At 65.9% G+C, this 23,685-nt stretch carries 20 protein-coding genes; 19 read left to right on the top strand and 1 reads right to left on the bottom strand.

Annotated features, from left to right (window positions below; all coding sequences use genetic code 11):
• The first annotated feature begins 69 nt into the window (after nucleotides 1-69).
• The gene (uvrA, locus tag IEW02_RS13405) at nucleotides 70-2,991 is read left to right on the top strand and encodes an excinuclease ABC subunit UvrA (protein WP_188545375.1); all 2,922 of its coding nucleotides are present in this window, start codon (nucleotides 70-72) and stop codon (nucleotides 2,989-2,991) included.
• Between the two features lie 10 nt (nucleotides 2,992-3,001).
• Here uvrA and IEW02_RS13400 read toward each other — a convergent pair whose 3' ends face one another.
• On the bottom strand, nucleotides 3,002-3,343 hold the full coding sequence (locus IEW02_RS13400) for a DUF1844 domain-containing protein (protein ID WP_188545374.1): 342 nt from the start codon (nucleotides 3,341-3,343) through the stop codon (nucleotides 3,002-3,004).
• A 397-nt stretch (nucleotides 3,344-3,740) separates the two neighbouring features.
• Here IEW02_RS13400 and infC point away from each other — a divergent pair, with 397 nt between their 5' ends.
• The 18 genes from infC (at nucleotide 3,741) to tyrS (ending at nucleotide 23,330) form a co-directional block, all read left to right on the top strand.
• Nucleotides 3,741-4,379, top strand: a complete 639-nt coding sequence (gene infC, locus IEW02_RS13395) for a translation initiation factor IF-3 (protein WP_188546099.1) — start codon at nucleotides 3,741-3,743, stop codon at nucleotides 4,377-4,379.
• 45 nt (nucleotides 4,380-4,424) lie between these two features.
• Nucleotides 4,425-4,619: a 50S ribosomal protein L35 gene (gene rpmI / locus IEW02_RS13390; protein WP_188545373.1), complete on the top strand. Its 195-nt coding sequence runs from the start codon at nucleotides 4,425-4,427 to the stop codon at nucleotides 4,617-4,619.
• 49 nt (nucleotides 4,620-4,668) lie between these two features.
• A complete protein-coding gene (gene rplT, locus IEW02_RS13385) occupies nucleotides 4,669-5,058 on the top strand; it encodes a 50S ribosomal protein L20 (protein WP_188545372.1) in 390 nt (129 codons plus the stop codon).
• Nucleotides 5,058-5,885, top strand: coding sequence for a TrmH family RNA methyltransferase (locus IEW02_RS13380; protein WP_188546098.1), 828 nt, complete (start codon nucleotides 5,058-5,060; stop codon nucleotides 5,883-5,885). Before rplT ends, IEW02_RS13380 begins: the two co-directional genes overlap by 1 nt.
• A 91-nt stretch (nucleotides 5,886-5,976) precedes the next feature.
• Nucleotides 5,977-7,020 carry a phenylalanine--tRNA ligase subunit alpha gene (pheS, locus tag IEW02_RS13375; RefSeq protein ID WP_229746026.1) on the top strand — a complete coding sequence of 348 codons (1,044 nt, stop codon included), beginning with the start codon at nucleotides 5,977-5,979 and terminating at the stop codon, nucleotides 7,018-7,020.
• A 48-nt stretch (nucleotides 7,021-7,068) separates the two neighbouring features.
• A complete protein-coding gene (gene pheT / locus IEW02_RS13370; RefSeq protein WP_188545371.1) occupies nucleotides 7,069-9,555 on the top strand; it encodes a phenylalanine--tRNA ligase subunit beta in 2,487 nt (828 codons plus the stop codon).
• A 50-nt stretch (nucleotides 9,556-9,605) separates the two neighbouring features.
• On the top strand, nucleotides 9,606-10,646 hold the full coding sequence (gene argC, locus IEW02_RS13365; protein ID WP_188545370.1) for an N-acetyl-gamma-glutamyl-phosphate reductase: 1,041 nt from the start codon (nucleotides 9,606-9,608) through the stop codon (nucleotides 10,644-10,646).
• Nucleotides 10,647-10,678: 32 nt separating this feature from the next.
• A complete protein-coding gene (gene argJ, locus IEW02_RS13360) occupies nucleotides 10,679-11,878 on the top strand; it encodes a bifunctional glutamate N-acetyltransferase/amino-acid acetyltransferase ArgJ (RefSeq protein WP_188546096.1) in 1,200 nt (399 codons plus the stop codon).
• Nucleotides 11,875-12,768, top strand: coding sequence for an acetylglutamate kinase (gene argB / locus IEW02_RS13355; protein WP_188545369.1), 894 nt, complete (start codon nucleotides 11,875-11,877; stop codon nucleotides 12,766-12,768). Before argJ ends, argB begins: the two co-directional genes overlap by 4 nt.
• Nucleotides 12,765-13,973: an acetylornithine transaminase gene (locus IEW02_RS13350; RefSeq protein WP_268236729.1), complete on the top strand. Its 1,209-nt coding sequence runs from the start codon at nucleotides 12,765-12,767 to the stop codon at nucleotides 13,971-13,973. Before argB ends, IEW02_RS13350 begins: the two co-directional genes overlap by 4 nt.
• Entirely contained in the window at nucleotides 13,970-14,905 is a 936-nt protein-coding gene (argF, locus tag IEW02_RS13345) for an ornithine carbamoyltransferase (RefSeq protein WP_188545368.1), read from the top strand. The genes IEW02_RS13350 and argF overlap by 4 nt, the downstream gene beginning before the upstream one ends.
• A gap of 22 nt (nucleotides 14,906-14,927) precedes the next feature.
• Complete coding sequence (locus tag IEW02_RS13340; RefSeq protein WP_229746025.1) at nucleotides 14,928-15,404, top strand: arginine repressor; 477 nt, start codon at nucleotides 14,928-14,930, stop codon at nucleotides 15,402-15,404.
• A 48-nt stretch (nucleotides 15,405-15,452) separates the two neighbouring features.
• The gene (locus IEW02_RS13335; RefSeq protein ID WP_188545366.1) at nucleotides 15,453-16,652 is read left to right on the top strand and encodes an argininosuccinate synthase; all 1,200 of its coding nucleotides are present in this window, start codon (nucleotides 15,453-15,455) and stop codon (nucleotides 16,650-16,652) included.
• Complete coding sequence (gene argH / locus IEW02_RS13330; RefSeq protein ID WP_188545365.1) at nucleotides 16,649-18,073, top strand: argininosuccinate lyase; 1,425 nt, start codon at nucleotides 16,649-16,651, stop codon at nucleotides 18,071-18,073. The genes IEW02_RS13335 and argH overlap by 4 nt, the downstream gene beginning before the upstream one ends.
• Nucleotides 18,074-18,212: 139 nt before the next feature.
• Nucleotides 18,213-21,170, top strand: a complete 2,958-nt coding sequence (locus IEW02_RS13325; protein WP_188545364.1) for an AMP-binding protein — start codon at nucleotides 18,213-18,215, stop codon at nucleotides 21,168-21,170.
• 25 nt (nucleotides 21,171-21,195) lie between these two features.
• The gene (locus IEW02_RS13320) at nucleotides 21,196-21,408 is read left to right on the top strand and encodes a Trm112 family protein (RefSeq protein ID WP_188545363.1); all 213 of its coding nucleotides are present in this window, start codon (nucleotides 21,196-21,198) and stop codon (nucleotides 21,406-21,408) included.
• Between the two features lie 81 nt (nucleotides 21,409-21,489).
• Nucleotides 21,490-22,041: a DNA-3-methyladenine glycosylase gene (locus IEW02_RS13315; protein WP_229746024.1), complete on the top strand. Its 552-nt coding sequence runs from the start codon at nucleotides 21,490-21,492 to the stop codon at nucleotides 22,039-22,041.
• Nucleotides 22,042-22,058: 17 nt separating this feature from the next.
• Nucleotides 22,059-23,330, top strand: a complete 1,272-nt coding sequence (gene tyrS, locus IEW02_RS13310) for a tyrosine--tRNA ligase (protein WP_308933181.1) — start codon at nucleotides 22,059-22,061, stop codon at nucleotides 23,328-23,330.
• Nucleotides 23,331-23,685: the final 355 nt, after the last annotated feature.

The following is a 23,685-nucleotide window of genomic DNA, read 5'->3' as shown; positions in this document are numbered from 1 at the left end:
CTGCGGATTTCGACCTGCTTACTACCGGCCCCGAATCAACAGACGACGAAGAACGACGAGAGGACGATTGTGGCGGACCGCCTGATCGTGCAAGGCGCACGCGAGCACAACCTCAAGGGAGTCGACATCGAACTCCCGCGGGACAGCCTCGTCGTGTTCACCGGTCTGTCCGGATCCGGCAAGTCGAGCCTGGCGTTCGACACCATCTTCGCGGAGGGCCAGCGCCGGTACGTCGAGTCGCTGTCCGCCTATGCGCGCCAGTTCCTCGGCCAAATGGACAAGCCCGACGTCGATTTCATCGAGGGGCTGTCACCGGCCGTCTCAATCGACCAGAAGTCGACCAACCGCAACCCGCGGTCCACCGTCGGCACCATCACCGAGGTCTACGACTACCTCCGTTTGCTCTACGCGCGCGCCGGCAGTGCGCATTGCCCCGTCTGCGGCGAGCCGGTGGCCCGTCAGACGCCGCAACAGATCGTCGACCAGATCCTGGCCCTCGAGGAGGGCGTCCGCTTCCAGGTACTCGCGCCGGTCGTTCGCACCCGCAAGGGCGAGTTCGTGGACCTCTTCGAGCAGCTCAACACTCAGGGATACTCGCGAGTGCGGATAGACGGCACCGTCCACTCGCTCACCGATCCGCCCAAGCTCAAGAAGCAGGACAAGCACGATATCGAGGTTGTCGTCGACCGTCTCGCGGTCAAGCCGTCGTCCAAGCAACGTCTGACGGATTCCATCGAAACTGCACTCCGTCTCGCGGACGGAATTGTCGTTCTCGATTTCGTCGATCGCGAAGACAACGCCCCCGATCGGGAGCGACGATTCTCGGAGAAGCTCGCGTGCCCCAACGGGCACCCGTTGTCCATCGACGATCTCGAGCCGCGCGCATTCTCGTTCAACTCCCCGTACGGAGCCTGCCCGGAGTGCGTCGGCCTCGGCATACGCAAGGAGGTCGACCCGGATCTGGTCGTGCCGGACCCCGATCTGAGTCTCGCCGACGGCGCGATCGCCCCGTGGTCGATGGGACAGACGTCCGAGTACTTCGGCCGGTTGCTGTCGGGTCTGTCCGACGCCATGGGCTTCGACATCGACCTTCCGTGGCGCAAGCTTCCCGCGAAGGTGAAGCGAGCCGTGCTCGAAGGCAGCGAACATCAGGTACACGTTCGGTACAAGAACAGGTACGGCCGCACCCGTTCGTACTACGCCGAGTTCGAGGGTGTGATGCCGTTTCTGCACCGCCGGCTCGAGCAGACCGAGTCGGATCAGATGAAGGAACGCTACGACGGGTACATGCGCGACGTCCCGTGTCCGGTCTGCCGCGGTGCGCGACTGCGTCCGGAGATCTTGTCCGTCACCATCTCGGCCGGCGATTTCGGTCACAAGTCCATCGCCGAGGTCTGCAGTCTGTCGATCTCGGAGTGCTCGGACTTCCTGGGCAGCCTCACGCTCGGCGTGCGCGAGGAAGCGATCGCCGGTCAGGTGCTCAAGGAAATTCAGGCACGGTTGGGCTTCCTGCTCGACGTGGGCCTCGAATATCTGACTCTCTCTCGTGCCGCTGGTTCGTTGTCCGGTGGCGAAGCACAGCGTATTCGTCTCGCCACCCAGATCGGCAGCGGACTGGTGGGCGTTCTCTACGTTCTCGACGAGCCGTCCATCGGGCTGCATCAGCGTGACAACCGTCGCCTCATCGAGACGCTCACCCGCCTACGTAACCTGGGAAACACTCTGATCGTCGTCGAGCACGACGAGGACACCATTCGAATGGCCGACTGGATCGTCGACATCGGTCCCCTCGCCGGTGAACACGGCGGCCGCGTCGTGCACAGCGGTGATTACAAGGGTTTGCTCGAAGCGCCCGAGTCGTTGACCGGCGCCTACTTGTCCGGTCGCATGCGCATCGAGATTCCCGAGAAGCGCCGTGCGGTCGATCCGAAGCGGCAGGTCACGGTCGTCGGGGCGCGCGAGCACAATCTCCGCGACATCGACGTCAGCTTCCCTCTGGGGGTTCTGACCTCGGTGACGGGAGTGTCCGGTTCGGGCAAGTCGACACTGGTCAACGACATTCTCGCCACCGTCATGGCCAACAAGCTGAACGGTGCTCGCCAGGTTCCGGGCCGGCACACCCGGATCAACGGACTGGACCAACTCGACAAGCTCGTGCAGGTCGACCAGTCGCCGATCGGCCGCACACCGCGATCGAACGCGGCCACCTACACCGGGGTGTTCGACAAGATCAGGACATTGTTCGCCGCCACCACCGAGGCCAAGGTGCGTGGATATCAGCCCGGTCGGTTCTCGTTCAACGTCAAGGGTGGCCGGTGCGAAGCCTGCTCGGGCGACGGCACCCTGAAGATCGAGATGAACTTCCTCCCGGACGTCTACGTGCCGTGCGAGGTCTGCCATGGTGCGCGCTACAACCGCGAGACGCTCGAGGTGCACTACAAGGGCAAGACCATCGCCGAGGTGCTGGACATGCCCATCGAGGAGGCCGCCGACTTCTTCGAGGCCATCACGTCGATCCATCGATACCTCAAGACGCTCAACGAAGTCGGTCTCGGGTACGTCCGGTTGGGTCAGCCCGCGACCACTCTGTCCGGCGGCGAGGCGCAGCGGGTCAAGCTGGCGGCGGAGTTGCAAAAGCGGTCGACCGGGCGAACGGTGTACATCCTCGACGAACCCACGACCGGCCTGCATTTCGAGGACATCCGCAAGCTGCTCATCGTGATCAACGGTCTGGTCGAGAAGGGCAACACGGTCATCGTGATCGAGCACAACCTGGACGTGATCAAGACGTCCGATTGGGTGGTCGACATGGGACCCGAGGGCGGTTCGGGCGGCGGACAGCTCGTGGCCGAGGGCACGCCCGAAGCAGTCGCGGCGGTGCCGGAGAGCTACACGGGCAAATTCCTGCAAGAAGCGCTGGGAGCTTCGGGCGCTGTCGTACCGCCGGTCAAGAAGCGGCGCACTCGCAAGACTCCCGCGGCAGTGGGCTGAGCCCCAGCGGTCAGTGCACGGGCCCGGTGTACTTCTCGCCGGGTCCGGCGCCGGGGGCGTCGGGGTGAGCCGACGCTTCACGGAACGCGCGCTGCAACGCCTGCAGCCCGTCTCGAATCGGTCCGGCGTGCGGACCGAGGTACTCGACCGACGCCGTGACCAAGCCGGCGAGGGCGGTGATCACCCGGCGCGCCTCGTCCAGGTCGAGATAGGGGCTTTCGCTGGGGTCGGACTCGGACAGACCGAGCTTTTCGGCCGCGGAACTCATGAGCATGACGGCGGCTCGGCTGATCACCTCGACGGCCGGGACGTCCGCGAGTTCTCGAACGGAGGGGTCGCTGTTCTCGGTCATGGTCATGAGAATGGCACGGCGGCAGGCGTGCGGCGAATTTCGCTCTCACGCTGCGCCGATGCTAAAGTGAGACTACGACCGCCTTCGGGCGCGCTCGCTGTGGGTTGTTGCCTGCCTCGACGCGCGTCCATCGGCAGCAAGTGGAGCCCGACTCCCACCATCGACACGGTTCGCCGTTCGGTGGTCCGGTCTCGCTCGATCCCATGGATCGGGTGGTGATCTCGAAAGAGATCGTGTTCGCATCTCGCGAACTCGACCGGTCGACACAGGGCCCTGCGCAGTGATTCGTCGCCGCACGGGGCCTGATCCTTTCTCCGCGGTTCGTCCGCGAGGCCTGGAGTGTCGGGAAGACGGACCATGAGCACTTCTACCGTCACCGCACTACCTAGGAGGCCACATCAGCACTGAGACCCGCATCAACGATCGCATCCGAGTTCCCGAAGTCCGACTCGTCGGACCGGGGGGCGAACAGGTTGGGATCGTGCGTGTTGAAGATGCGCTCCGCTTGGCTCTCGAAGCCGATCTCGATCTTGTCGAAGTTGCACCCGACGCCCGTCCGCCGGTCTGCAAGATCATGGACTACGGGAAGTTCAAGTACGAGGCTGCACAGAAGGCGCGTGAATCGCGCAAGAACCAGCAACTGACCGTCATCAAGGAGCAGAAGCTTCGTCCCAAGATCGACGACCACGACTACGAGACCAAGAAGGGTCACGTCATCCGGTTCCTGGAAGCGGGATCCAAGGTCAAGGTCACGATCATGTTCCGAGGACGCGAGCAGTCGCGCCCCGAACTGGGATACCGGCTCTTGCAGCGTCTCGGAGGCGACGTGGCCGACTTCGGCTTCGTCGAGACTTCGGCGAAGCAGGACGGTCGCAACATGACCATGGTTCTGGCCCCGCACAAGGGCGCCAAGACCAGGGCGAAGGCGCACCAGGACAACGAGGCACCGACACCGGCGCCCGCACCTGTCAGCGCACCCGCCCCGACCGCGGCAGCCGCTCCGACAGCAGCACCCCAGGCAGCACCAGGCGCGTAAGCGTCACCGACCGATCGCAAGATCGAACACAGAACCGAGGATTCAATGCCCAAGATGAAGGCACACAGCGGCACCAAGAAGCGATTCAAGGTGTCCGGTAGCGGAAAGATCCTGCGCCAGAAGGCCGGTCGTCGCCACCTGCTCGAGCACAAGTCCTCGCGTGTGACGCGTCGTCTCGACGGCGTCGCCGTCGTGAGCCCGAACGATGCCCCGCGCATCAAGCGTCTGCTCGGCATCTGACCCTCTTCCCACCCGGGGCCAGTAGCCCCCAGATCGACAGGATTTACCAGTGGCACGCGTAAAAAGGGCGGTCAACGCCCAGAAGAAGCGCCGTTCGATTCTCGAGGCGTCCAGCGGATACCGCGGACAGCGCTCGCGTCTGTACACCAAGGCCAAGGAACAGCAGCTCCACTCGCTGACCTACGCCTACCGTGACCGTCGCGCGCGTAAGGGCGACTTCCGAAAGCTGTGGATCACGCGTATCAACGCAGCAGCTCGCGCCAACGACATCACGTACAACCGCTTCGTGCAGGGTCTGAAGATCGCCGGCGTCGAGGTCGATCGCAAGATCCTCGCCGAACTGGCCGTCTCGGACGCCGAGGCGTTCACGAGCTTGGTCGCCATCGCGAAGGCAGCACTGCCTGCCGACGTGAATGCTCCCGCCGGAGAAGCAGCCTGATTCAGGCATTCGACAGACCGGGACGACCCGCGGAACCGCTCACCGAGCGGACACCGCGGGTCGTTTCTGCTGTCAAGCTCCAGCGCAGTGCGGAGCGTCGACGGGTCGGTCGCTTTCTCGCCGAGGGCGAGAACGCCGTGGCGGAAGCGATCGATGCGGGCGTCGTGAAGGAGCTCTACGCGACCGACGCATGGTTCGGCTCGTCCTCCCGGATCGTCGATAGCGCTGCGTCCGCGGGTGTCGTCGTACAGGTCATCACCGAACGCGCGGCGAAAGCGTTGTCGGACACTGTCACCCCTCCCGGTCTCGTCGCCGTGTGTTCTCTCGTCGACGTTCCGATGGGGCAGGCGCTCGCCGGCGAGCCGACGCTCGTGGCAGTGCCGGTCGCGGTCTCGGAACCGGGTAACGCCGGCACCATCACGAGGGTGGCCGATGCCGCGGGAGCCGATGCCGTGGTGTTCGCCGGCGACGGAGTCGATCCGCACAACGGCAAGTGCGTGCGATCGTCCGCCGGCAGCCTGTTCCATCTGCCGATCGTGCGGGAGAGGTCGGTCGATGCGACCACGAGCGCGCTGTCGTCGGCGGGACTGCGGATCGTCGCCACCGCTGCGGACGGCGAGGTCGACCTGGATTACGCCGACGAGTTGCTCGCCGGGCCCACGGCATGGCTGTTCGGGAACGAGGCGCATGGGCTGCCGGCGGAGGTGCTTGCCGCTGCCGACGTCCGTGTCCGAATTCCCATCCATGGTCGCGCGGAGAGCCTGAATCTGGCTACGGCGGCAGCGTTGTGCCTGTACGCGAGCGCGCGGGCGCAACGCCGCAGGTGAATTGATTTCCGAAGTGGCCACACCGGTCGATAGCCTGAACCCCGAGCCCTCTGCGGGCCGAGAACAGTGACGAAGAGGAGTTGTGTCCGTCGTGGCCGACAACGAGATCGACCTGAGCGAGGCATCGCTCGACACTGCTGCCCAGAATGCCGAGCAGGCGTTCGGCAGCGCTGACGACCTCGACACACTCGCTGCCGCCAAGTCTGCGCACATCGGCAACAAGGCTCCGGTCGCGCTCGCGCAGCGAGCACTGGGAACTCTTCCCGGTGATCAGCGTGCCGACGCCGGGAAACGCGTCAAGGTGGCGCGCGAACGCATCCAGTCCGCGTTCGACGCGAGACGCGATGTCCTGCTGGCCGAGCGAGATGCAGCGGTACTCGTGGCGGAAGCCATCGACGTGACACTGCCGTCGCAGCGGCGTCCCGTCGGCGCACGACACCCGGTCACCGTGATTGCCGAGCAGGTAGCGGACGTGTTCGTCGCCATGGGCTGGGAGGTCGCGGAAGGGCCGGAGGTGGAGACGGAGCATTTCAACTTCGACGCCTTGAACTTTCTCCCCGACCATCCGGCGCGAACGATGCAGGACACGTTCCACATCGCTCCCGAAGGTTCGCGTCAGGTGCTGCGCACGCACACGTCGCCGGTGCAGGTGCGGTCGCTGCTCGACCGCGAATTGCCTATCTACGTGGTGTGCCCGGGACGTACGTTCCGGACGGACGAGCTGGACACCACCCACACTCCGGTGTTCAGCCAGGTCGAGGGTCTCGCCGTGGACAGGGGTCTGACCATGGCGAATCTGCGTGGCACCCTCGATGCGTTCGCTCGTGCCCTGTTCGGACCCGACACCCGAACGCGTATGCGTCCCAACTACTTTCCCTTCACCGAACCGTCCGCTGAAGTCGACGTCTGGTTTCCCAAGAAGAAGGGTGGTCCGGGTTGGGTCGAATGGGGTGGCTGCGGGATGGTCAATCCGAGCGTTCTGCGGGCCAGTGGTGTCGACCCGGAGGAGTACAGCGGGTTCGCGTTCGGAATGGGTCTGGAACGAACCCTGCAGTTCCGCAACGACATTCCTGACATGCGCGACATCGTGGAGGGTGACATCCGCTTCAGTCTGCCCTTCGGAGTTCAGGATTGACGCTTGTCCTCCTGCCCATCTTGACGAACCGAGAGAACTGAGTTTCCCGTGCGAGTGCCACAGTCCTGGCTGACCGAGGTCGCGTCGAAGGCGACCCCCGGATGGAGTGTCGACCCTGCCGAGCTCGATGCCGGGATCGTCGGCGTCGGGTTCGAGATCGAAGACGTGTTCCCACTCGACAACGTGACGGGCCCCCTCGTGGTCGGTCGCGTTGCCGAGATCGAGGAGCTCACCGAATTCAAGAAGCCCATCCGCTTCTGCCTTGTCGAGGTCGGGGAGTCCGAGCCTCGTGGCATCGTCTGCGGTGCTCGAAACTTTGCGCAGGGCGACCTGATCGTGGCCGCGTTGCCCGGATCCGTACTTCCCGGTGGGTTCGCGATCGCCGCTCGCACGACGTACGGCCGGACGTCCGACGGAATGATCTGCTCGGTGTCCGAACTGGGGATCGGATCGGATCACTCCGGAATCCTGGTGCTGCCGAACGGAACTGCGGAAGCGGGCGACGACGCGCGGGCTGTTCTGGGTCTCGACGACACCGTCTTCGACGTGAACGTGACGCCCGACCGCGGGTATGCGCTGAGCGTGCGCGGGCTCGGTCGCGAGGTCGCCTGTGGATTCGACCTCGACTACGTCGATCCGGCCCTGGTCGCGTCGATACCTGCGGAGGGTGAGGCCTGGCCGGTGACGCTCGACGACGCCTCGGGCGCGACGCGCTTCGCCATGCGCAAGGTCGTGGGAATCGATGCCGCCGCAATCACCCCGTGGTGGATTCAGCGGCGTCTGCTGCTGTGTGGAGTGCGCCCCATCTCACCGTCGGTGGACGTCACCAACTACGTCATGCTCGAACTGGGCCAGCCTCTGCACGCGTTCGACGCTGCCCGCGTCGACGGTGCACTCACCGTGCGCCGCGCGAGGTCGGGTGAGCAACTGGTGACTCTCGACGACGTCACCCGTGTGCTGCACGAGGAGGACGTCGTGATCGTCGACGATTCCGGTCCCGTGTCCCTGGCCGGTGTGATGGGCGGCGCGAGCACCGAGGTGACCGCGGACACCGTCGACGTACTGCTCGAAGCGGCGGTGTGGAATCCGTTGGCGGTGTTCCGTACTGCGCGGCGACACAAGCTGCCCAGTGAGGCGAGCCGTCGCTACGAACGCATCGTGGATGCGTCCCTCCCGGTGCACGCTCTCGATCGGGCTGCAGCGTTGCTGGTGTCCATCGCGGGCGGCCGCGTCGAGCCGACCCTGACCGATCTCGGTGGCGTCCAGGTGATGTCCCCGGTGACCATCGATATCGACCTTCCCGACCGTGTCGCCGGCGTCGAGTACTCGAACGGAACTGCGGCCCGCCGCCTCACCCAGGTCGGATGCACCGTGGGCGTCACGGTCAGCGATGCCGGCCACGGCCGGCTCGTGGTGACGCCACCCACCTGGCGACCCGACCTGCGTCAGCCCGCCGATCTGGTCGAGGAAGTTCTGCGCCTCGAAGGTCTCGAAGCCATTCCGTCGGTCCTGCCGGCGGCGCCTGCGGGGCGCGGTCTGACGCCGGCTCAGCGACGTCGTCGCGGGGTGGGCAAGGCGCTCGCGTACACCGGCCACGTCGAGGTTCTGCCGTCGGTCTTTCTGCCGACGGGCGTCTTCGACGTCTGGGGTCTGGACGCCGACGACCCCCGCCGCGTCACCACCACGGTGCTGAACCCCCTCGAGGCCGACCGGCCCGAGCTGGCGACGACGCTTCTTCCCGCGCTCCTGGAGATCGCCTCCCGCAACATCTCTCGTGGGCAGCGAGACCTTGCGCTGTACTCGATCGCACAGGTCGTGCAGCCGGGCGAGGGCACGCGCCCCATCGACGCGCTCGCCGTCGATCATCGTCCGACCGACGAGGAGATCGATGCACTGAAGCAGTCCTTGCCGGTTCAGCCCGTCCACGTGTGCGTCGTGCTGACGGGCATGCGCGAGCCCGCAGGTCCGTGGGGACCGGCCAGGCCGGCCGACGCGAGCGATGCGTTCGCGGCCGTCGCTGCTGTCGCGGGCGCATCGGGTGTCACGGCAGAGTTGAGGTCCGCCCAGCACGCACCGTGGCATCCGGGTCGGTGCGCGGAGATCGTGGTCGACGGCAACGTCGTCGGTTGGGCCGGAGAATTGCACCCGGCAGTTCTGGAACGAGCCGGCCTGCCCCCTCGGACGTGCGCGGTGGAGCTGAACCTGGACGCCGTCCCGGTCGTCGAAAAGCTTCCGGCTCCTCGTATTTCGCCGTATCCGGCGGTACTGCAGGACTTGGCGGTCGTGGTCGACGCACAGGTCCCGTCGGCCGTCGTCGCCGACGCACTTCGGTCGGGCGGTGGCGAACTCCTCGAAGAGGTACGCCTTTTCGACGTGTACCGCAGCGAGCAGATCGGTGAGTCCAAGAAGTCGCTGGCGTTCGCGCTGCGCTTTCGGGCCGGCGACCGTACTTTGACCGAAGACGAAGCCAGTGCGGGACGAGACGCCGCCCTGGCGGCGGCCGCGCAGGCGGTCGGGGCGGTCATTCGCTCCTGAGCGCAGACCCGTGTGTGAATGAGCTTGCACGATGATGCATAATCAATCGCATGAAGCCAAGGACGGTGGCGGTTGCCGGTGCGAGTGGGTATGCAGGCGGCGAGATTCTGCGCCTGCTGCTCACCCATCCTGCGTACGTCACGGGTGATCTGCGGCTCGGCTCCCTGACGGCCGGCGGTAACGCGGGATCGACGCTGGGGGAGCATCATCCGCATCTGCTGCCGCTGGCCGACCGCGTGCTGAGCGCCACCACGGCCCGTGAGCTCGCCGGTCACGACATCGTCTTTCTCGGCCTGCCGCACGGTAATTCGGCGGCAATCGCCGAGCAGCTGAGCGAGGAGACCGTGGTCATCGACTGTGGCGCTGACTTCCGCCTCACCGACAGCGCAGCGTGGGACCGCTATTACGGCGGCGAATACGCAGGACACTGGCCGTACGGCCTGCCGGAATTGCCCGGCGGCCGTGAACGATTGATCGGTGCGACGCGCATCGCCGTGCCCGGGTGCTATCCGACCGGCGCGTCCATCGCCATGGCGCCGGCCGTTGCCGCAGGCATCGTCGAACCACGGGTCACCGTCGTGTCCATCAGTGGTACCTCCGGCGCAGGGCGTGCCCCGAAGGCGAATCTGCTCGGGTCCGAGGTGATGGGGTCCGTTCGCGCCTACGGCATCGCGGGCGCTCATCGTCACACCCCCGAGATCAGGCAGAACCTGTCGGCAGCAGCCGGAACGGACGTCGTCGTGTCGTTCACACCGGTGCTCGCGCCGATGCCGCGCGGGATTCTCACGACCTGCTCGGCGCCGACCTCGGTGACCGCGGCGGAGGCTCGTGAGGTCTACCGGAAGGCATACGACGCCGAACCTTTCGTCCACCTGCTGCCCGAAGGGCAACTGCCGCAAACCGGTTCGGTCATCGGATCGAACGCGGTCACGCTTCAGGTCGACGTCGACACGGACGCCGGGTTGCTGGTGGTCGTCGCAGCCATCGACAACCTGACCAAGGGAACTGCCGGTGCGGCAGTCCAATCCATGAACCTCGCCGTCGGTTTCACCGAGACCGACGGCCTCAGCACCGTGGGAGTTGCGCCGTGACCGAAGATCTTGCCGACGACATCGCCGAGGTAATGCCGGGAGTTCTGCTTCGGACCCAGGGTGTCACCGCAGCCGCCGGCTTCCGCGCAGCCGGCATCGCAGCGGGTATCAAGGCGCGCGGCGGCCCCGATCTGGCCTTGGTGGTGAACGAGGGTCCCGACCTCTCGGCAGCAGGTGTGTTCACCACGAACAAGATCAAGGCTGCTCCCGTGCTCTGGTCTCAGCAGGTGCTGACCACAGGCAAGCTTCGTGCTGTCGTTCTCAACTCCGGTGGTGCCAATGCCTGTACGGGTGCGCCCGGGTTCCAGGACACGCATCGGACGGCGGAAGAACTCGCTGCGGCACTGAGCAATTGGGGCACGAATACCGGTGCGATCGAGGTCGCGGTGTGTTCGACGGGTCTGATCGGCGACCGTTTGCCCATGGACAAGATCAGTGCCGGAGTTGCCGAGGTGGTGCACGAACTCGCGGGTGGCATCTCGGGCGGCACGGACGCGGCGCACGCCATCATGACCACGGACACCGTGCCGAAGCAGGCGGCCATACACCACTCGCGCGGATGGAACGTCGGGGGAATGGCGAAGGGGGCGGGAATGCTCGCGCCGGCTCTCGCAACCATGCTGTGCGTCATCACGACCGACGTCGTCGCCACCGCAGAGCAACTCGACGCGGCTCTGCGAGCGGCCACCTCACTGTCGTTCGACCGCCTCGACGTCGACGGTGCCACGTCCACCAACGACACCGTTCTGCTGCTCGCGTCGGGCGCAAGCGGTGTGACGGCAACGCAGAAAGAACTCGACGGGGCCGTGCTCGCAGTGTGCGACGACCTGGCCGATCAATTGATGGCCGACGCCGAGGGCGTCACCAAACGGATTCGGATCACCGTGACGGGAGCCGCGAACGAAGGCGACGCGCTGACCGCCGCACGCACCATCGCGCGCGACAGCCTGGTCAAGACCGCCCTGTTCGGGTCGGACCCGAACTGGGGCCGCGTCCTGGCCGCCGTCGGAATCGCCCCGGTCGCACTCGATCCCGATAGAATTTCGGTCCTGTTCGACGGCCAGGCGGTGTGCGTCGACGGCGTGGGCGCACCGGGTGCGCGCGAGGTCGATCTGTCGGGGATCGACATCACGGTCGACGTCGATCTCGGGGTCGGCGGCGCCACCGCGTCGATTCGCACCACCGACCTCTCGCATGCCTACGTCGAAGAGAACTCGGCGTATTCGTCGTGACGGCAACAGCAGTGGAGAAGGCCGGCATCCTCGCGGGCGCCCTCCCGTGGCTCCAGCAGTGGACGGGAAAGATCGTCGTGGTCAAGTACGGCGGGAACGCGATGGTCGACGACACTCTCAAGCGCGCCTTCGCTGCGGACATGGCGTTTCTGCGCACGGTGGGTATTTATCCGGTGGTCGTGCACGGCGGCGGTCCGCAGATCACCGCGATGCTCACTCGGCTCGGTCTACAGGGCGAGTTTCGTGGTGGGTTCCGGGTCACCACTCCGGAAGTCATGGACGTGGTGCGGATGGTCCTGTTCGGTCAGGTGGGGCGGGAATTGGTCGGCCTGATCAACGCGCACGGTCCGTACGCCGTCGGAATTTCGGGGGAGGACGCGCACCTGTTCACCGCAACTCGCCGGTCGGTCATGGTCGACGGAGTGGCCACCGACATCGGCCTGGTGGGCGACGTCACCTCGGTCAACCCCGGAGCCATCCACGACCTGATCGCCGCCGGGCGCATCCCGGTCGTGTCGACCATCGCCCCGGACGCGGACGGTGTGGTCCACAACATCAACGCCGACACCGCAGCCGCGGCGCTGGCCGAGGCGATCGGCGCGCAGAAACTGGTGGTGCTGACCGATGTCGAAGGGCTGTACACGAATTGGCCGGATCGCTCCTCGTTGACGTCCGTGATCGACACCGTGTCGCTCGAGACGTTGTTGCCGTCCCTCGACGCGGGGATGGTGCCCAAGATGGAGGCGTGTCTGCGTGCGGTGCTCGGCGGTGTTCCCAGCGCGCACGTGATCGACGGCCGAGTCGAGCACTCGGTTCTCCTCGAACTCTTCACCGGTGAGGGCATCGGCACGATGGTCGAGCCGGCCGTACAGGAAAAGGTGACGATGTGAAGACCACCACGGAATCCGTTCAGCAACGCTGGTCGGGCGCACTGATGAACAACTACGGCGTCCCGCGCGTCGCGCTGAGCCACGGGGCCGGTGCCGTGGTCACCGACGTCGACGGCAAGGAGTATCTGGACCTGCTGGCCGGTATCGCCGTCAACATCCTCGGACATGCTCATCCCGCGATCGTCGACGCGGTGACGACGCAGCTCACCACGCTCGGCCATACGTCCAACCTGTACGCCACCGAGCCGGGAATCGAACTGGCGGAACAGCTTCTGCATCATCTGGGTGTCGGAGCCTCGGGGGTCGACGGCCGGGTGTTCCTGTGCAACTCGGGAACGGAAGCCAACGAAGCGGCCTTCAAGATCGCACGGTTGACCGGTCGACCGAACATCGTCGCAGCCGAGAACTCGTTCCACGGACGGACGATGGGCGCCCTGGCGCTTACCGGGCAACCGGACAAGCGCGCACCCTTCGAACCGATGCCGGCCGGAGTGCACCACGTGCCCTACGGCGACATCGCTGCGCTGGAGGCCGCCGTCGACGAGCACACGGCAGCAGTGTTTCTCGAACCGATCATGGGGGAGGGCGGAGTGGTGGTCCCGCCCGAGGGATATCTGTCGGCGGCTCGCGACATCACGCAGCGCCACGGTGCACTGTTGGTGCTCGACGAGGTCCAGACCGGCATCGGCCGGACCGGATGGTTCTACGCCCACCAGGCGGTCGGAATCGTGCCCGATGTCATCACCCTTGCCAAAGGGCTGGGCGGCGGGCTTCCCATCGGCGCGTGTATCGGAATCGGCCCTGCCGCAGCGCTTCTGCACCCCGGAAAGCACGGCACGACGTTCGGCGGCAACCCGGTGTGCGCGGCGGCCGCGCTGGCCGTCCTGCGGACCTTGGTCGACGACGACCTCGTCTCGCACGCCGACCGCCTCGGAAAGTCGCTTCGCAGCGACATCGAAGGACTCGACCACCCGCTGATCGACCACGTCCGCGGAGCCGGTCTTCTCATCGGTATTGCACTGACCCGCAAGGTCGCCCCCGACGTCGAGGACGCCGCCCGACACGCAGGGTTTCTGATCAATGCAGCGCAACCCGACGCAATTCGGCTCGCACCGCCGCTCGTGCTCACCGAGGAACAAGCTGCGAGTTTCGTTGCCGCACTACCGTCCATCCTCGATTCGGTTCCGTCGGAGGCACTGCCATGACCGTGCGAAACTTCCTGCGCGACGACGACCTGACGCCCACCGAGCAAGCCGAAGTACTCGCTCTCGCCGCGGAACTGAAGAAGGCTCCCTTCTCCGCCCGACCTCTCGAGGGTCCGCGCGGGGTGGGTGTCATTTTCGAGAAGAATTCGACTCGGACCCGGTTCTCCTTCGAAATGGGCATCGCCCAGCTCGGTGGTCACGCCGTCGTGGTCGACGGACGCAGTACACAGCTCGGGCGCGAGGAGACGCTGCAGGACACCGGTCGTGTGCTCTCGCGTTATGTGGACGCGGTCGTGTGGCGCACGTTCGGGCAGGAGCGTCTCGAGCAGATGGCCACCGGCGCAACGATTCCCATCGTCAACGCGCTCTCCGACGAGTTCCACCCCTGTCAGGTCCTCGCCGATCTGCAGACCCTCACCGAGCACAAGGGTTCTCTCGCCGGGTTGAGGATGACCTATTTCGGTGACGGCGCGAACAACATGGCCCACTCGCTCATGCTGGGCGGCGTGACGGCGGGCCTGCACGTGACCATCGCGGCGCCGGCGGGATTCGAACCGGATCCTCGCTTCGTTGCCGATGCTCGACGGCGAGCCGACGAGACCGGCGGTTCGGTCACGGTCACGAACGACGCCGACGCCGGTGCGGACGGCGCCGACGCACTCGTCACCGATTCCTGGACGTCCATGGGCCAGGAGAACGACGGTCTCGATCGAGTCGGACCGTTCCGGCCGTTCCGGATCGACGGCACACTGCTGGGCCGGGCCGCGTCGGATGCAGTGGTGCTGCACTGCCTTCCGGCTCACCGCGGTGAGGAGATCACGGACGACGTCATCGACGGCCCTCGCAGCGTGGTGTTCGACGAGGCCGAGAATCGACTCCATGCGCAGAAGGCCATCCTCGTGTGGCTGCTCGAGCGGGCGCATCGTGAGTGAGATACGGGAACACTCCGGTCCCGTGGTCGCACCCACACGGGCAGGTCGGCAGGCCCGAATCGTCGCCCTCCTCGCCACCAACCACGTGCGCAGTCAGCCCGAACTCGCAACGCTGCTGGCGGCCGAAGGTATCGAGATCACACAGGCGACACTCTCGCGTGATCTGGACGAACTGGGGGCCGTGAAGTTGCGCGCCCCGGACGGCGGGGCCGGGATCTACGTGGTGCCCGAGGACGGCAGTCCCGTCCGCGGGGTGTCCGGCGGCACGGCTCGGCTGTCCCGGCTGCTCGGGGAGCTCCTCGTGTCCACCGACGCGAGCGGCAATCTCGCGGTCCTGCGTACCCCACCGGGGGCGGCGCACTACCTGGCCAGTGCACTCGACCGTGCCGCGATACCCGAGATTGTCGGAACGGTCGCCGGGGATGACACCATCGTCGTGATCGCCCGCGAACCCATGACCGGCCGCGAAGTGGCCGCGCACATCGAACGTCTCGCTTGACCCACTTTTTCATCTCGTACCGAACGAACACGAAGGAGCACACACCCCATGGCCGAGCGCGTCATCCTCGCCTACTCCGGCGGACTCGACACTTCCGTCGCCATCAGCTGGATCGGCCGTGAAACCGGCAAGGAGGTCGTCGCTGTCGCCATCGACCTCGGTCAGGGCGGCGAGGACATGGAGGTCATCCGTCAGCGAGCCCTCGACTGCGGCGCGGTGGAAGCGGTCGTCGTCGACGCGCGCAACGAGTTCGCCGACGAGTACTGCCTGCCGACGGTGCAGTCGAACGCGCTCTACATGGACCGGTACCCGTTGGTCTCGGCCATCTCACGCCCGCTCATCGTCAAGCACCTCGTCGAGAACGCTCGTTCGCACGGCGGCACCGTCGTCGCACACGGATGCACCGGGAAGGGTAACGACCAGGTTCGCTTCGAGGTCGGATTCAACACGCTCGCACCGGAACTGGAAGTTCTGGCTCCGGTTCGCGATTACGCATGGACTCGCGAGAAGGCCATCAGGTTCGCGGAAGAGAACGCGATACCGATCAACGTCACCAAGAAGTCCCCGTTCTCGATCGATCAGAACGTGTGGGGCCGAGCCGTCGAAACCGGGTTCCTCGAGGACCTGTGGAACGCACCCACCAAGGACGTCTACGACTACACCCAGGACCCGACGGTCAACTTCCAGGCGCCCGACGAACTGGTCATCACGTTCGACAAGGGTCGTCCGATCGCCATCGACGGCAGGCCCGTGTCGGTCCTGGAAGCGATTCAGGAACTGAACACCCGCGCGGGCGCGCAGGGCGTGGGTCGACTCGACGTCGTCGAAGACCGCCTGGTGGGCATCAAGAGCCGCGAGATCTACGAGGCACCCGGTGCCATGGTCCTCATTCGTGCGCACGAAGAGCTCGAGCACGTCACTCTCGAACGCGAACTGGGTCGCTACAAGCGGCGCACCGACCAGAAGTGGGCCGAGCTGGTCTACGACGGTCTCTGGTACTCCCCGTTGAAGAACGCGCTCGACACCTTCGTCGAGCACACCCAGGAGCACGTGTCCGGTGACATCCGGCTCGTCCTGCACGGCGGAGGCATTCAGGTCAACGGTCGCCGCAGCGGCGAGTCGCTCTACGACTTCAACCTGGCGACGTACGACGAGGGCGACACCTTCGATCAGTCCTCGGCCAAGGGCTTCGTTCAGTTGCACGGCTTGTCGTCGAAGATTGCGTTCAAACGGGACCAGGGCTTGTGAGTTCGTCCCACGGAACGAACGAGGGGTCGCTGTGGGGAGGCCGGTTCGCCTCCGGACCCGCAGCCGCCATGGCGGCGCTGAGCAAGTCGACCCATTTCGACTGGGTGCTCGCGCCTTACGACATTCGAGCGTCCAAAGCGCATGCACGCGTGCTGAACTCGGCAGGCTTGCTGACCGCGGGTGACCTGGAGACCATGCTGACCGGTCTCGACGGTCTCGCCGCAGATGTCGATTCCGGTGCATTCGCGCCCGCCGAATCCGACGAGGACGTGCACGGAGCACTCGAACGTGGGTTGATCGACCGGGTCGGCCCCGACGTCGGCGGGCGGCTCCGGGCCGGCCGGAGCCGAAACGACCAGGTGGCGACGCTCTTCCGAATGTGGTTGCGCGATGCCGTCCGACGGGTGTCGACAGGGGTGCTCGGCGTCGTCGACGCATTGGCTACCCAAGCCGCCGCGCACCCGGATTCCGTGATGCCGGGCAAGACGCATTCACAGGCAGCGCAGCCGGTCCTGCTCGCCCACCACCTGCTCGCACACACTCACCCGTTGCTGCGCGACGTGCAGAGGTTTCAGGACTTCGACAAGCGCGCCGCTGTGTCTCCTTACGGGTCCGGTGCGCTGGCGGGTTCGTCGTTGGGCCTCTCACCCGAGAAGATCGCCGCCGAGCTCGGATTCGATTCGTCGGCCGAGAATTCGATCGACGCGACGTCGTCGAGGGACTTCGCGGCGGAAGCAGCGTTCGTACTGGCCATGACGGCGGTGGATCTGTCGCGTCTCGCCGAGGAGATCGTCTCGTGGAGTACACCCGAGTACGGGTACGTGACGCTCGCGGACGCATGGTCGACGGGCAGCTCGATCATGCCGCAGAAGAAGAACCCGGACGTGGCCGAACTGACGCGAGGCAAGACGGGCCGGTTGATCGGAAACCTGACCGGACTGCTCGCCACCCTCAAGGCACAACCGCTGGCCTACAACCGGGACCTGCAGGAGGACAAGGAACCGGTCTTCGATTCCGTGGCGCAACTCGAACTGCTGTTGCCGGCGCTGGCGGGTCTGGTCGAGACGCTCACCTTCGACATCGACCGCCTGCGTTCGTTGGCGCCGGCAGGATTCACCTTGGCCACCGACATCGCAGAGTGGCTTGTGCGACAGGGTGTTCCGTTCCGTGTCGCGCACGAAGCGGCCGGCGAATGCGTGCGGGTCGCCGAGCGGCGCGGTGTCGGTCTCGACGAGTTGACCGACGCCGAGTTCGCCGCGATCGACACCGCGCTCACCCCCGAGGTGCGAAAGGTGTTGACCGTCGACGGATCCATCTCCTCCCGCGACAGTCGCGGCGGCACGGCGCCCATGCAGGTCGCCGCGCAACTGGGCGGAGTGCGGGCCACTGCGGAGAACCTTCGGGGATGGCTCGCCCGATAGGACGCGCTTGTGACGTTCACGGTCATCGCGGGAACGCGTTCGACCGTGACAGTCGGTGTGAGAAGCTTCACGGCGTCGGGAAAGCCCGCGAGCAGATACTCGCGGGAGACGCGTTGGCACAGCTCGAAAGGCATCTTCAGTGGCGTTGGGACTGAACACCGGGGCCGTCGGAAATCAACTCCGGCGGGCGGTAGCGACAGCGCAGAACGGTCTCGAGGTCATTCGTCTCGGTGGGCTCGAAACCGACGTGACACCGTCGTCGTTCCAGGTGGTCGACCGCAAACCCATGTACCGGCTTCGTCGGTACTTTCCCGAGAGCGAACCGTCGGGTCCGCCAGTCGTTCTCGTGCCACCGATGATGGTGTCGGCGGACGTGTACGACGTCACGCGCGAGAACGGCGCCGCCGGAATTCTGCATGCCGAGGGCATCGACCCCTGGGTCGTCGATTTCGGCTCACCCGCCACCGAGGAGGGCGGCTGGGACCGCACTCTGGCCGACCACGTCGTGGCGATCAGCGAGGCGGTCGACACGGTGCGTGAACACACCGGCCGCGATGTACACCTGGGCGGCTATTCCCAAGGTGGAATGTTCTGCTACCAGGCTGCGGCGTACCGGTCGGGCCGAGACATCGCCAGCATCGTCACGTTCGGCGCCCCCGTCGACACGCTTGCTGCGCTGCCCTTGGGGATCCCGGCCAACGTCGCCACGCGAGGTGCGGAGTTCCTTGCCGACCACGTGTTCAACCGGTTGGCAGTGACCGGATGGATGGCACGAACGGGCTTTCAGCTCCTCGATCCCGCGAAGACGATCAAGTCCCGTATCGAGTTTCTTCGGCAGTTGCACGACCGCGACGCGCTGCTTCCCCGAGAACAACAGCGGCGGTTCCTGGCGATGGACGGCTGGGTCGCGTGGTCCGGCCCCGCCGTCGCAGAGTTGTTGCGGCAGTTCGTGGTTCACAACCGTATGATGACCGGCGGGTTCGCGATCGGCGGACACATCGTGACGCTCGCGGAGCTGAAGGTGCCCATTCTCGCGTTCCTCGGCGAGGTCGACGACATCGGCCAACCGCTGGCGGTCCGCGGCATCAGACGCGCATCGCCGCGTTCCGAGATCTACGAGACATCCCTTCGTGCAGGCCATTTCGGGCTCGTCGTGGGCAGCACGGCCGCGACGCACACCTGGCCCGTGACCGCGGAATGGATCCGGTGGCGCGAGGGGCTCGGGCCACGTCCGCACGAGATGGCCACCATGACCTACGACGAACACACGGTGTCCGATTCCGGTGTGTCCGTGGGCAACCGCCTCGTACATACCGCCGCGTCCATCGCCGAGGTCGGAGTAGGGGTCGGCAAGGGCATCGCAGCTGCGGCGGCAGGTGCGGTGCGGGGCACGCGAGAGATCTCGTCGGAAGCAGTCCGAACTCTTCCGCGTCTGGCACGGCTGGGCCAGTTGCAGCCGCATTCACAGATCTCCATGGGCCGCCTGCTTGCGGAGCAGGCGCGCAAGGCGCCGGCCGGTGAATTCTTCGTGTTCGACGACCGCGTGTATTCCTATGCTGCGGTCGACGAACGGATCGACAACGTCGTCAGGGGCCTGATAGCACAGGGCGTCAGGCCGGCCGCACATGTCGGTGTGCTGATGGAAACGCGACCGAGTGCGCTCGCGGCGGTGGCTGCGCTCTCGCGCATCGGCGCAGTGGCGGTGATGTTGCAGCCCGGCGGGGACACGGCGACGGCACTACGGCTCGGCCGAGTTTCCGTCGTCGTGGTGGATCCGGACAACCTCGCGAACGCGGCGGATCTCGGCGTGCGGCTGCTGGTGTTGGGCGGCGGGGACTCGAGGGAACTGGCCGAGGTCGACGCCGAGAACGTGGTCGACCTCGAGGCCGTGGACCCGTCGACGGTCACGCTTCCCGGGTGGTACGAGCCCAACCCGGGACGCTCGCGCGAGCTCGCGTTCGTTCTCTTCGTGGGTACCGACCGCGGCGTGGAAGCAAAGTTCATCACGAACTACCGCTGGGCTCTGTCGGCCTTCGGAACGGCCAGCTCTGCCGGCCTCGACGACCGCGACACCGTCTACTGCCTTGCGCCACTGCACCATTCGGCCGGTTTGCTGGTCGCGGTCGGTGGTGCCCTGGCCGGTGGTTCACGGATCGCACTCTCGCGAGGCCTCGACCCCGATCGGTTCTCCAGCGAGATCCTCCGTTACGGGGTCACCGTGGTGTCCTACACCTGGACGATGATGCGCGGAATTCTGGAGTCGTCGGCACTGCCGGCGCCTGGCTCGCACGCCATTCGGCTGTTCATCGGCTCGGGAATGCCGACGGGACTGTGGCGACGCACGATGGACACGCTCGCACCAGCGCGGGTTCTCGAGTTCTACGCGTCCACCGAGGGTGACATCGTCCTGGCCAACGTGGCCGGCACCAAGGTGGGCTCCAAGGGTCGCCCGCTCCCCGGCAGCGCGCGAGTCGAGCTCGCTGCGTACGACCCGGTGGCCGACAAGTTCATCGAGGACGAACGTGGGTTCGTTCGCCGGTGCGAGGTGGACGAACCGGGTCTCCTGCTCGGGCGCCCCGGACCCGAGGTCGATGCGAACAACGCGATCATGCGCGGCGTGTTCGCGTCGGGAGACGTGTGGGTCCCGACGGAGGCCATGTTCAAGCGGGACGAGGGCGGCGACTTCTGGTTTCTGGGGCAGAAGAACTCGGTGATGTCCACGCCGCGTGGACCGGTGCATGCTCAACCGATCATCGACGCGATCGGGGACACGGCCGCCGTCGATGTAGCCGTGGCCTACGGCGTGGGCGAACCGGGGGAGCAGGTTGCAGTGTGTGCTGTCGAACTCCGATCGGGCGCGAGCCTGAGCGCCCGAACCGTATCGGACGCGTTGGGTGCATTGCTGCCACACGACCGCCCCGACCTGGTGCACGTGGTCTCGAGAATCCCGATCGGTCGGTCGTTCCGACCCAGCGACTCAGCTCTGCGTGAGTCTGGTCTGCCCAAGCCGGGGGCAAAGACGTGGTACCTGGATCCCGCGTCCGGTGCCTACCGACGTTTCACGAAGGCCGTGGCCGCCGAACGGTTCGCAGGCTGATCGCGGGGGCCGGTAGGGTCGGCCTGTGATCATCGACGCCGAATTGCACCGGATCCTGGCCTGCCCGCAGGACAAAGGGCCCCTGCTGCTGATTCAGGACGAGTTGCTCTACAACCCGCGGCTGCGTCGCGCCTACCCGATCGAAGCCGGCATCCCGGTGCTGTTGATCGACGACGCGCGTGATGTGGGCGAGGCCGAGCACGACGAGATCGTCGCACGCGCAGTCGCCGCCGAGTAGCGGTTGACGCGGCGTTCGGCAGACCGAGACGAGTTGGCGGCGGCGACCCCTGTCGAGGCGGCGACACGCATTCTCGGTGGGATGCTTTCCGTCGGTGCCGTGACGATCAGGATCGTCGAGGTCGAGGCGTACGGCGGAGGTGTGGACGGCCCGTGGCCGGACCCTGCGGCGCATTCATTCCGCGGCCGAACTGCACGCAACGCCATCATGTTCGGACCCGCAGGGTTTCTGTACGTGTATCTCAGCTACGGCATTCACTTCTGCGCGAACGTGGTCTGCGGTCCGGACGGAACCGGGGCGGCCGTGTTGATCAGAGCCGGTGAGGTGGTTCGCGGACTGCCCGTCGCCCGTGAACGCAGGCCGGCATCTCGAAACGATGCGGGCCTCGCGCGCGGCCCGGGGAACGTCGGGAGTGCGCTCGCAATGTCATTGTCGCACAACGGTTCCGACGTATTCTCCCAACAATCTCCCGTCACCTTGTCGTTGGGAGACGAGACTGTCGTCGCGAGTGGTCCGAGAACCGGTGTCAGCGTCGCCTCGGAGCGACCGTGGCGATTCTGGCTTCCCGGGTCGGCCGCGGTCTCGACGTACCGGCGAAGCCCTCGGGCGCCACTGTCCGGAGTCGGTTGGTGATGCGGGAAGATCGTCCGGTGAGCATCATCGACGAACTTTCCTGGCGCGGGCTGATCGCCCAATCGACCGATCTGGACGCGCTGCGCGCGGCAACCGAAGCGGGACCGATCACTCTGTATGCCGGGTTCGACCCGACCGGACCCAGTTTGCATGCCGGTCATCTCGTTCCGCTGTTGGTTCTGAGGCGGTTCCAGCGCGCGGGGCACCGACCGATCGTGCTCGCCGGTGGGGCAACAGGATTGATCGGTGATCCGCGCGACGTGGGTGAGCGGACGATGAACTCCGCCGACACCGTCGCGACCTGGGCCGACCGGATTCGCGGGCAGCTCGAGCGGTTCGTCGACTTCGATTCCGCAGACGGCTCGGGTGCCGTGATCGAGAACAATCTGAACTGGACCGGCGAGTTGTCCGCTGTGGACTTCCTGCGTGACCTGGGAAAACACTTCTCGATCAACGTCATGCTTGCTCGCGAGACGGTGAAGCGACGGCTCGATTCGGACGGGATGTCCTACACCGAGTTCAGCTACATGCTTCTGCAGGCCAACGACTACCTGCATCTGCGCCGCGAGTACGGGTGCACGCTGCAGGTCGGTGGTTCCGATCAGTGGGGAAACATCGTGTCGGGGGTCGAGCTCAATCGCCGCGTGGACGGAGAATCGGTCCACGCGATGACCGTTCCGCTGGTCACGGCAGCAGACGGCACCAAATTCGGTAAGTCGACCGGGGGAGGCAGCCTCTGGCTGGACCCCGACATGACATCGCCGTACGCCTGGTTCCAGTACTTCGTGAACACCGCCGACGCCGACGTCGTCAAATACCTGCGGTGGTTCACTTTCCTGTCGGAGGACGAGTTGGCGGAGCTGGAGAATGCAACCAACGAACGCCCGCATGCGCGTGAAGCTCAGAAGAGATTGGCAGCGGAAATGACCACGTTGGTGCACGGTGCGGACAACACTCGCGCCGTCGAACTCGCCAGTTCGGCACTCTTCGGTCGAGGTGAGCTCCGAGATCTCGATGAGAAGACTCTCGAGGCTGCTTTGCGTGAGGCGTCGGTGGCCGAGCTGCCCGCCGGCGAGGGGGCGACGATCGTCGATCTTCTGGTCGCGACCGGCCTGTCGGAAAGCAAGGGTGCGGCTCGTCGGGCAGTGAAGGAAGGCGGCGCGTCCGTCAACAACGTGAAGATCACCGACGAGACCTGGACATTCGACGGCTCGACGTTGCTCCATGGTTCGTGGTTGGTCGTGCGCCGTGGAAAGCGCAACTTTGCCGGTATTCAGGTGGTCGGTTGACCCTCCACCGCGGTCTCGAGTCGTACGTGGTCGGCGTCACATTCGTGTAGTTCATCTTCGCGGTTCTGTGGCTGGAATCCGACGACCCTCTGACCTGGGGTTTCGGAGCGCCGAGTTCGTAGCGACCTGCGGATTTGACGCGGTGTTATCCGTCGCGTAACTTTCTTCAAGTCAGAGCGACACGGACACCGACCCGGACTGCAAGGTCAGGGACACGAGGTTGAACGTCACTGCTCGACACAATGGCTAGATCACTCCAGCAAATCGCAGCTTGACTGTGGTGCGAAGTAGTGGTTAGTCTGGAACGGTTGCCCCGGAGTCATCCATGTTGGTGGGTGGTGATGGTGTGTGCGTG

It is taken from the genome of Rhodococcoides trifolii (assembly GCF_014635345.1).
Taxonomy (GTDB): domain Bacteria; phylum Actinomycetota; class Actinomycetes; order Mycobacteriales; family Mycobacteriaceae; genus Rhodococcoides; species Rhodococcoides trifolii.
Note: the sequence above shows the minus strand (reverse complement) of the source record. Positions and strands in the feature narration are given on the sequence as shown.

What these genes read in the sequence shown, in the direction of transcription:
- IEW02_RS13335 (WP_188545366.1), top strand. Translation starts at nt 15,453, where the DNA reads ATGGCCGAGCGCGTCATCCTCGCCTACTCCGGCGGACTCGACACTTCC.
- argC (WP_188545370.1), top strand. Translation starts at nt 9,606, where the DNA reads ATGAAGCCAAGGACGGTGGCGGTTGCCGGTGCGAGTGGGTATGCAGGC.
- argJ (WP_188546096.1), top strand. Translation starts at nt 10,679, where the DNA reads ATGCCGGGAGTTCTGCTTCGGACCCAGGGTGTCACCGCAGCCGCCGGC.
- IEW02_RS13400 (WP_188545374.1), bottom strand. Translation starts at nt 3,343, where the DNA reads ATGACCGAGAACAGCGACCCCTCCGTTCGAGAACTCGCGGACGTCCCG.
- rpmI (WP_188545373.1), top strand. Translation starts at nt 4,425, where the DNA reads ATGCCCAAGATGAAGGCACACAGCGGCACCAAGAAGCGATTCAAGGTG.
- IEW02_RS13315 (WP_229746024.1), top strand. Translation starts at nt 21,490, where the DNA reads ATGCTTTCCGTCGGTGCCGTGACGATCAGGATCGTCGAGGTCGAGGCG.
- argF (WP_188545368.1), top strand. Translation starts at nt 13,970, where the DNA reads ATGACCGTGCGAAACTTCCTGCGCGACGACGACCTGACGCCCACCGAG.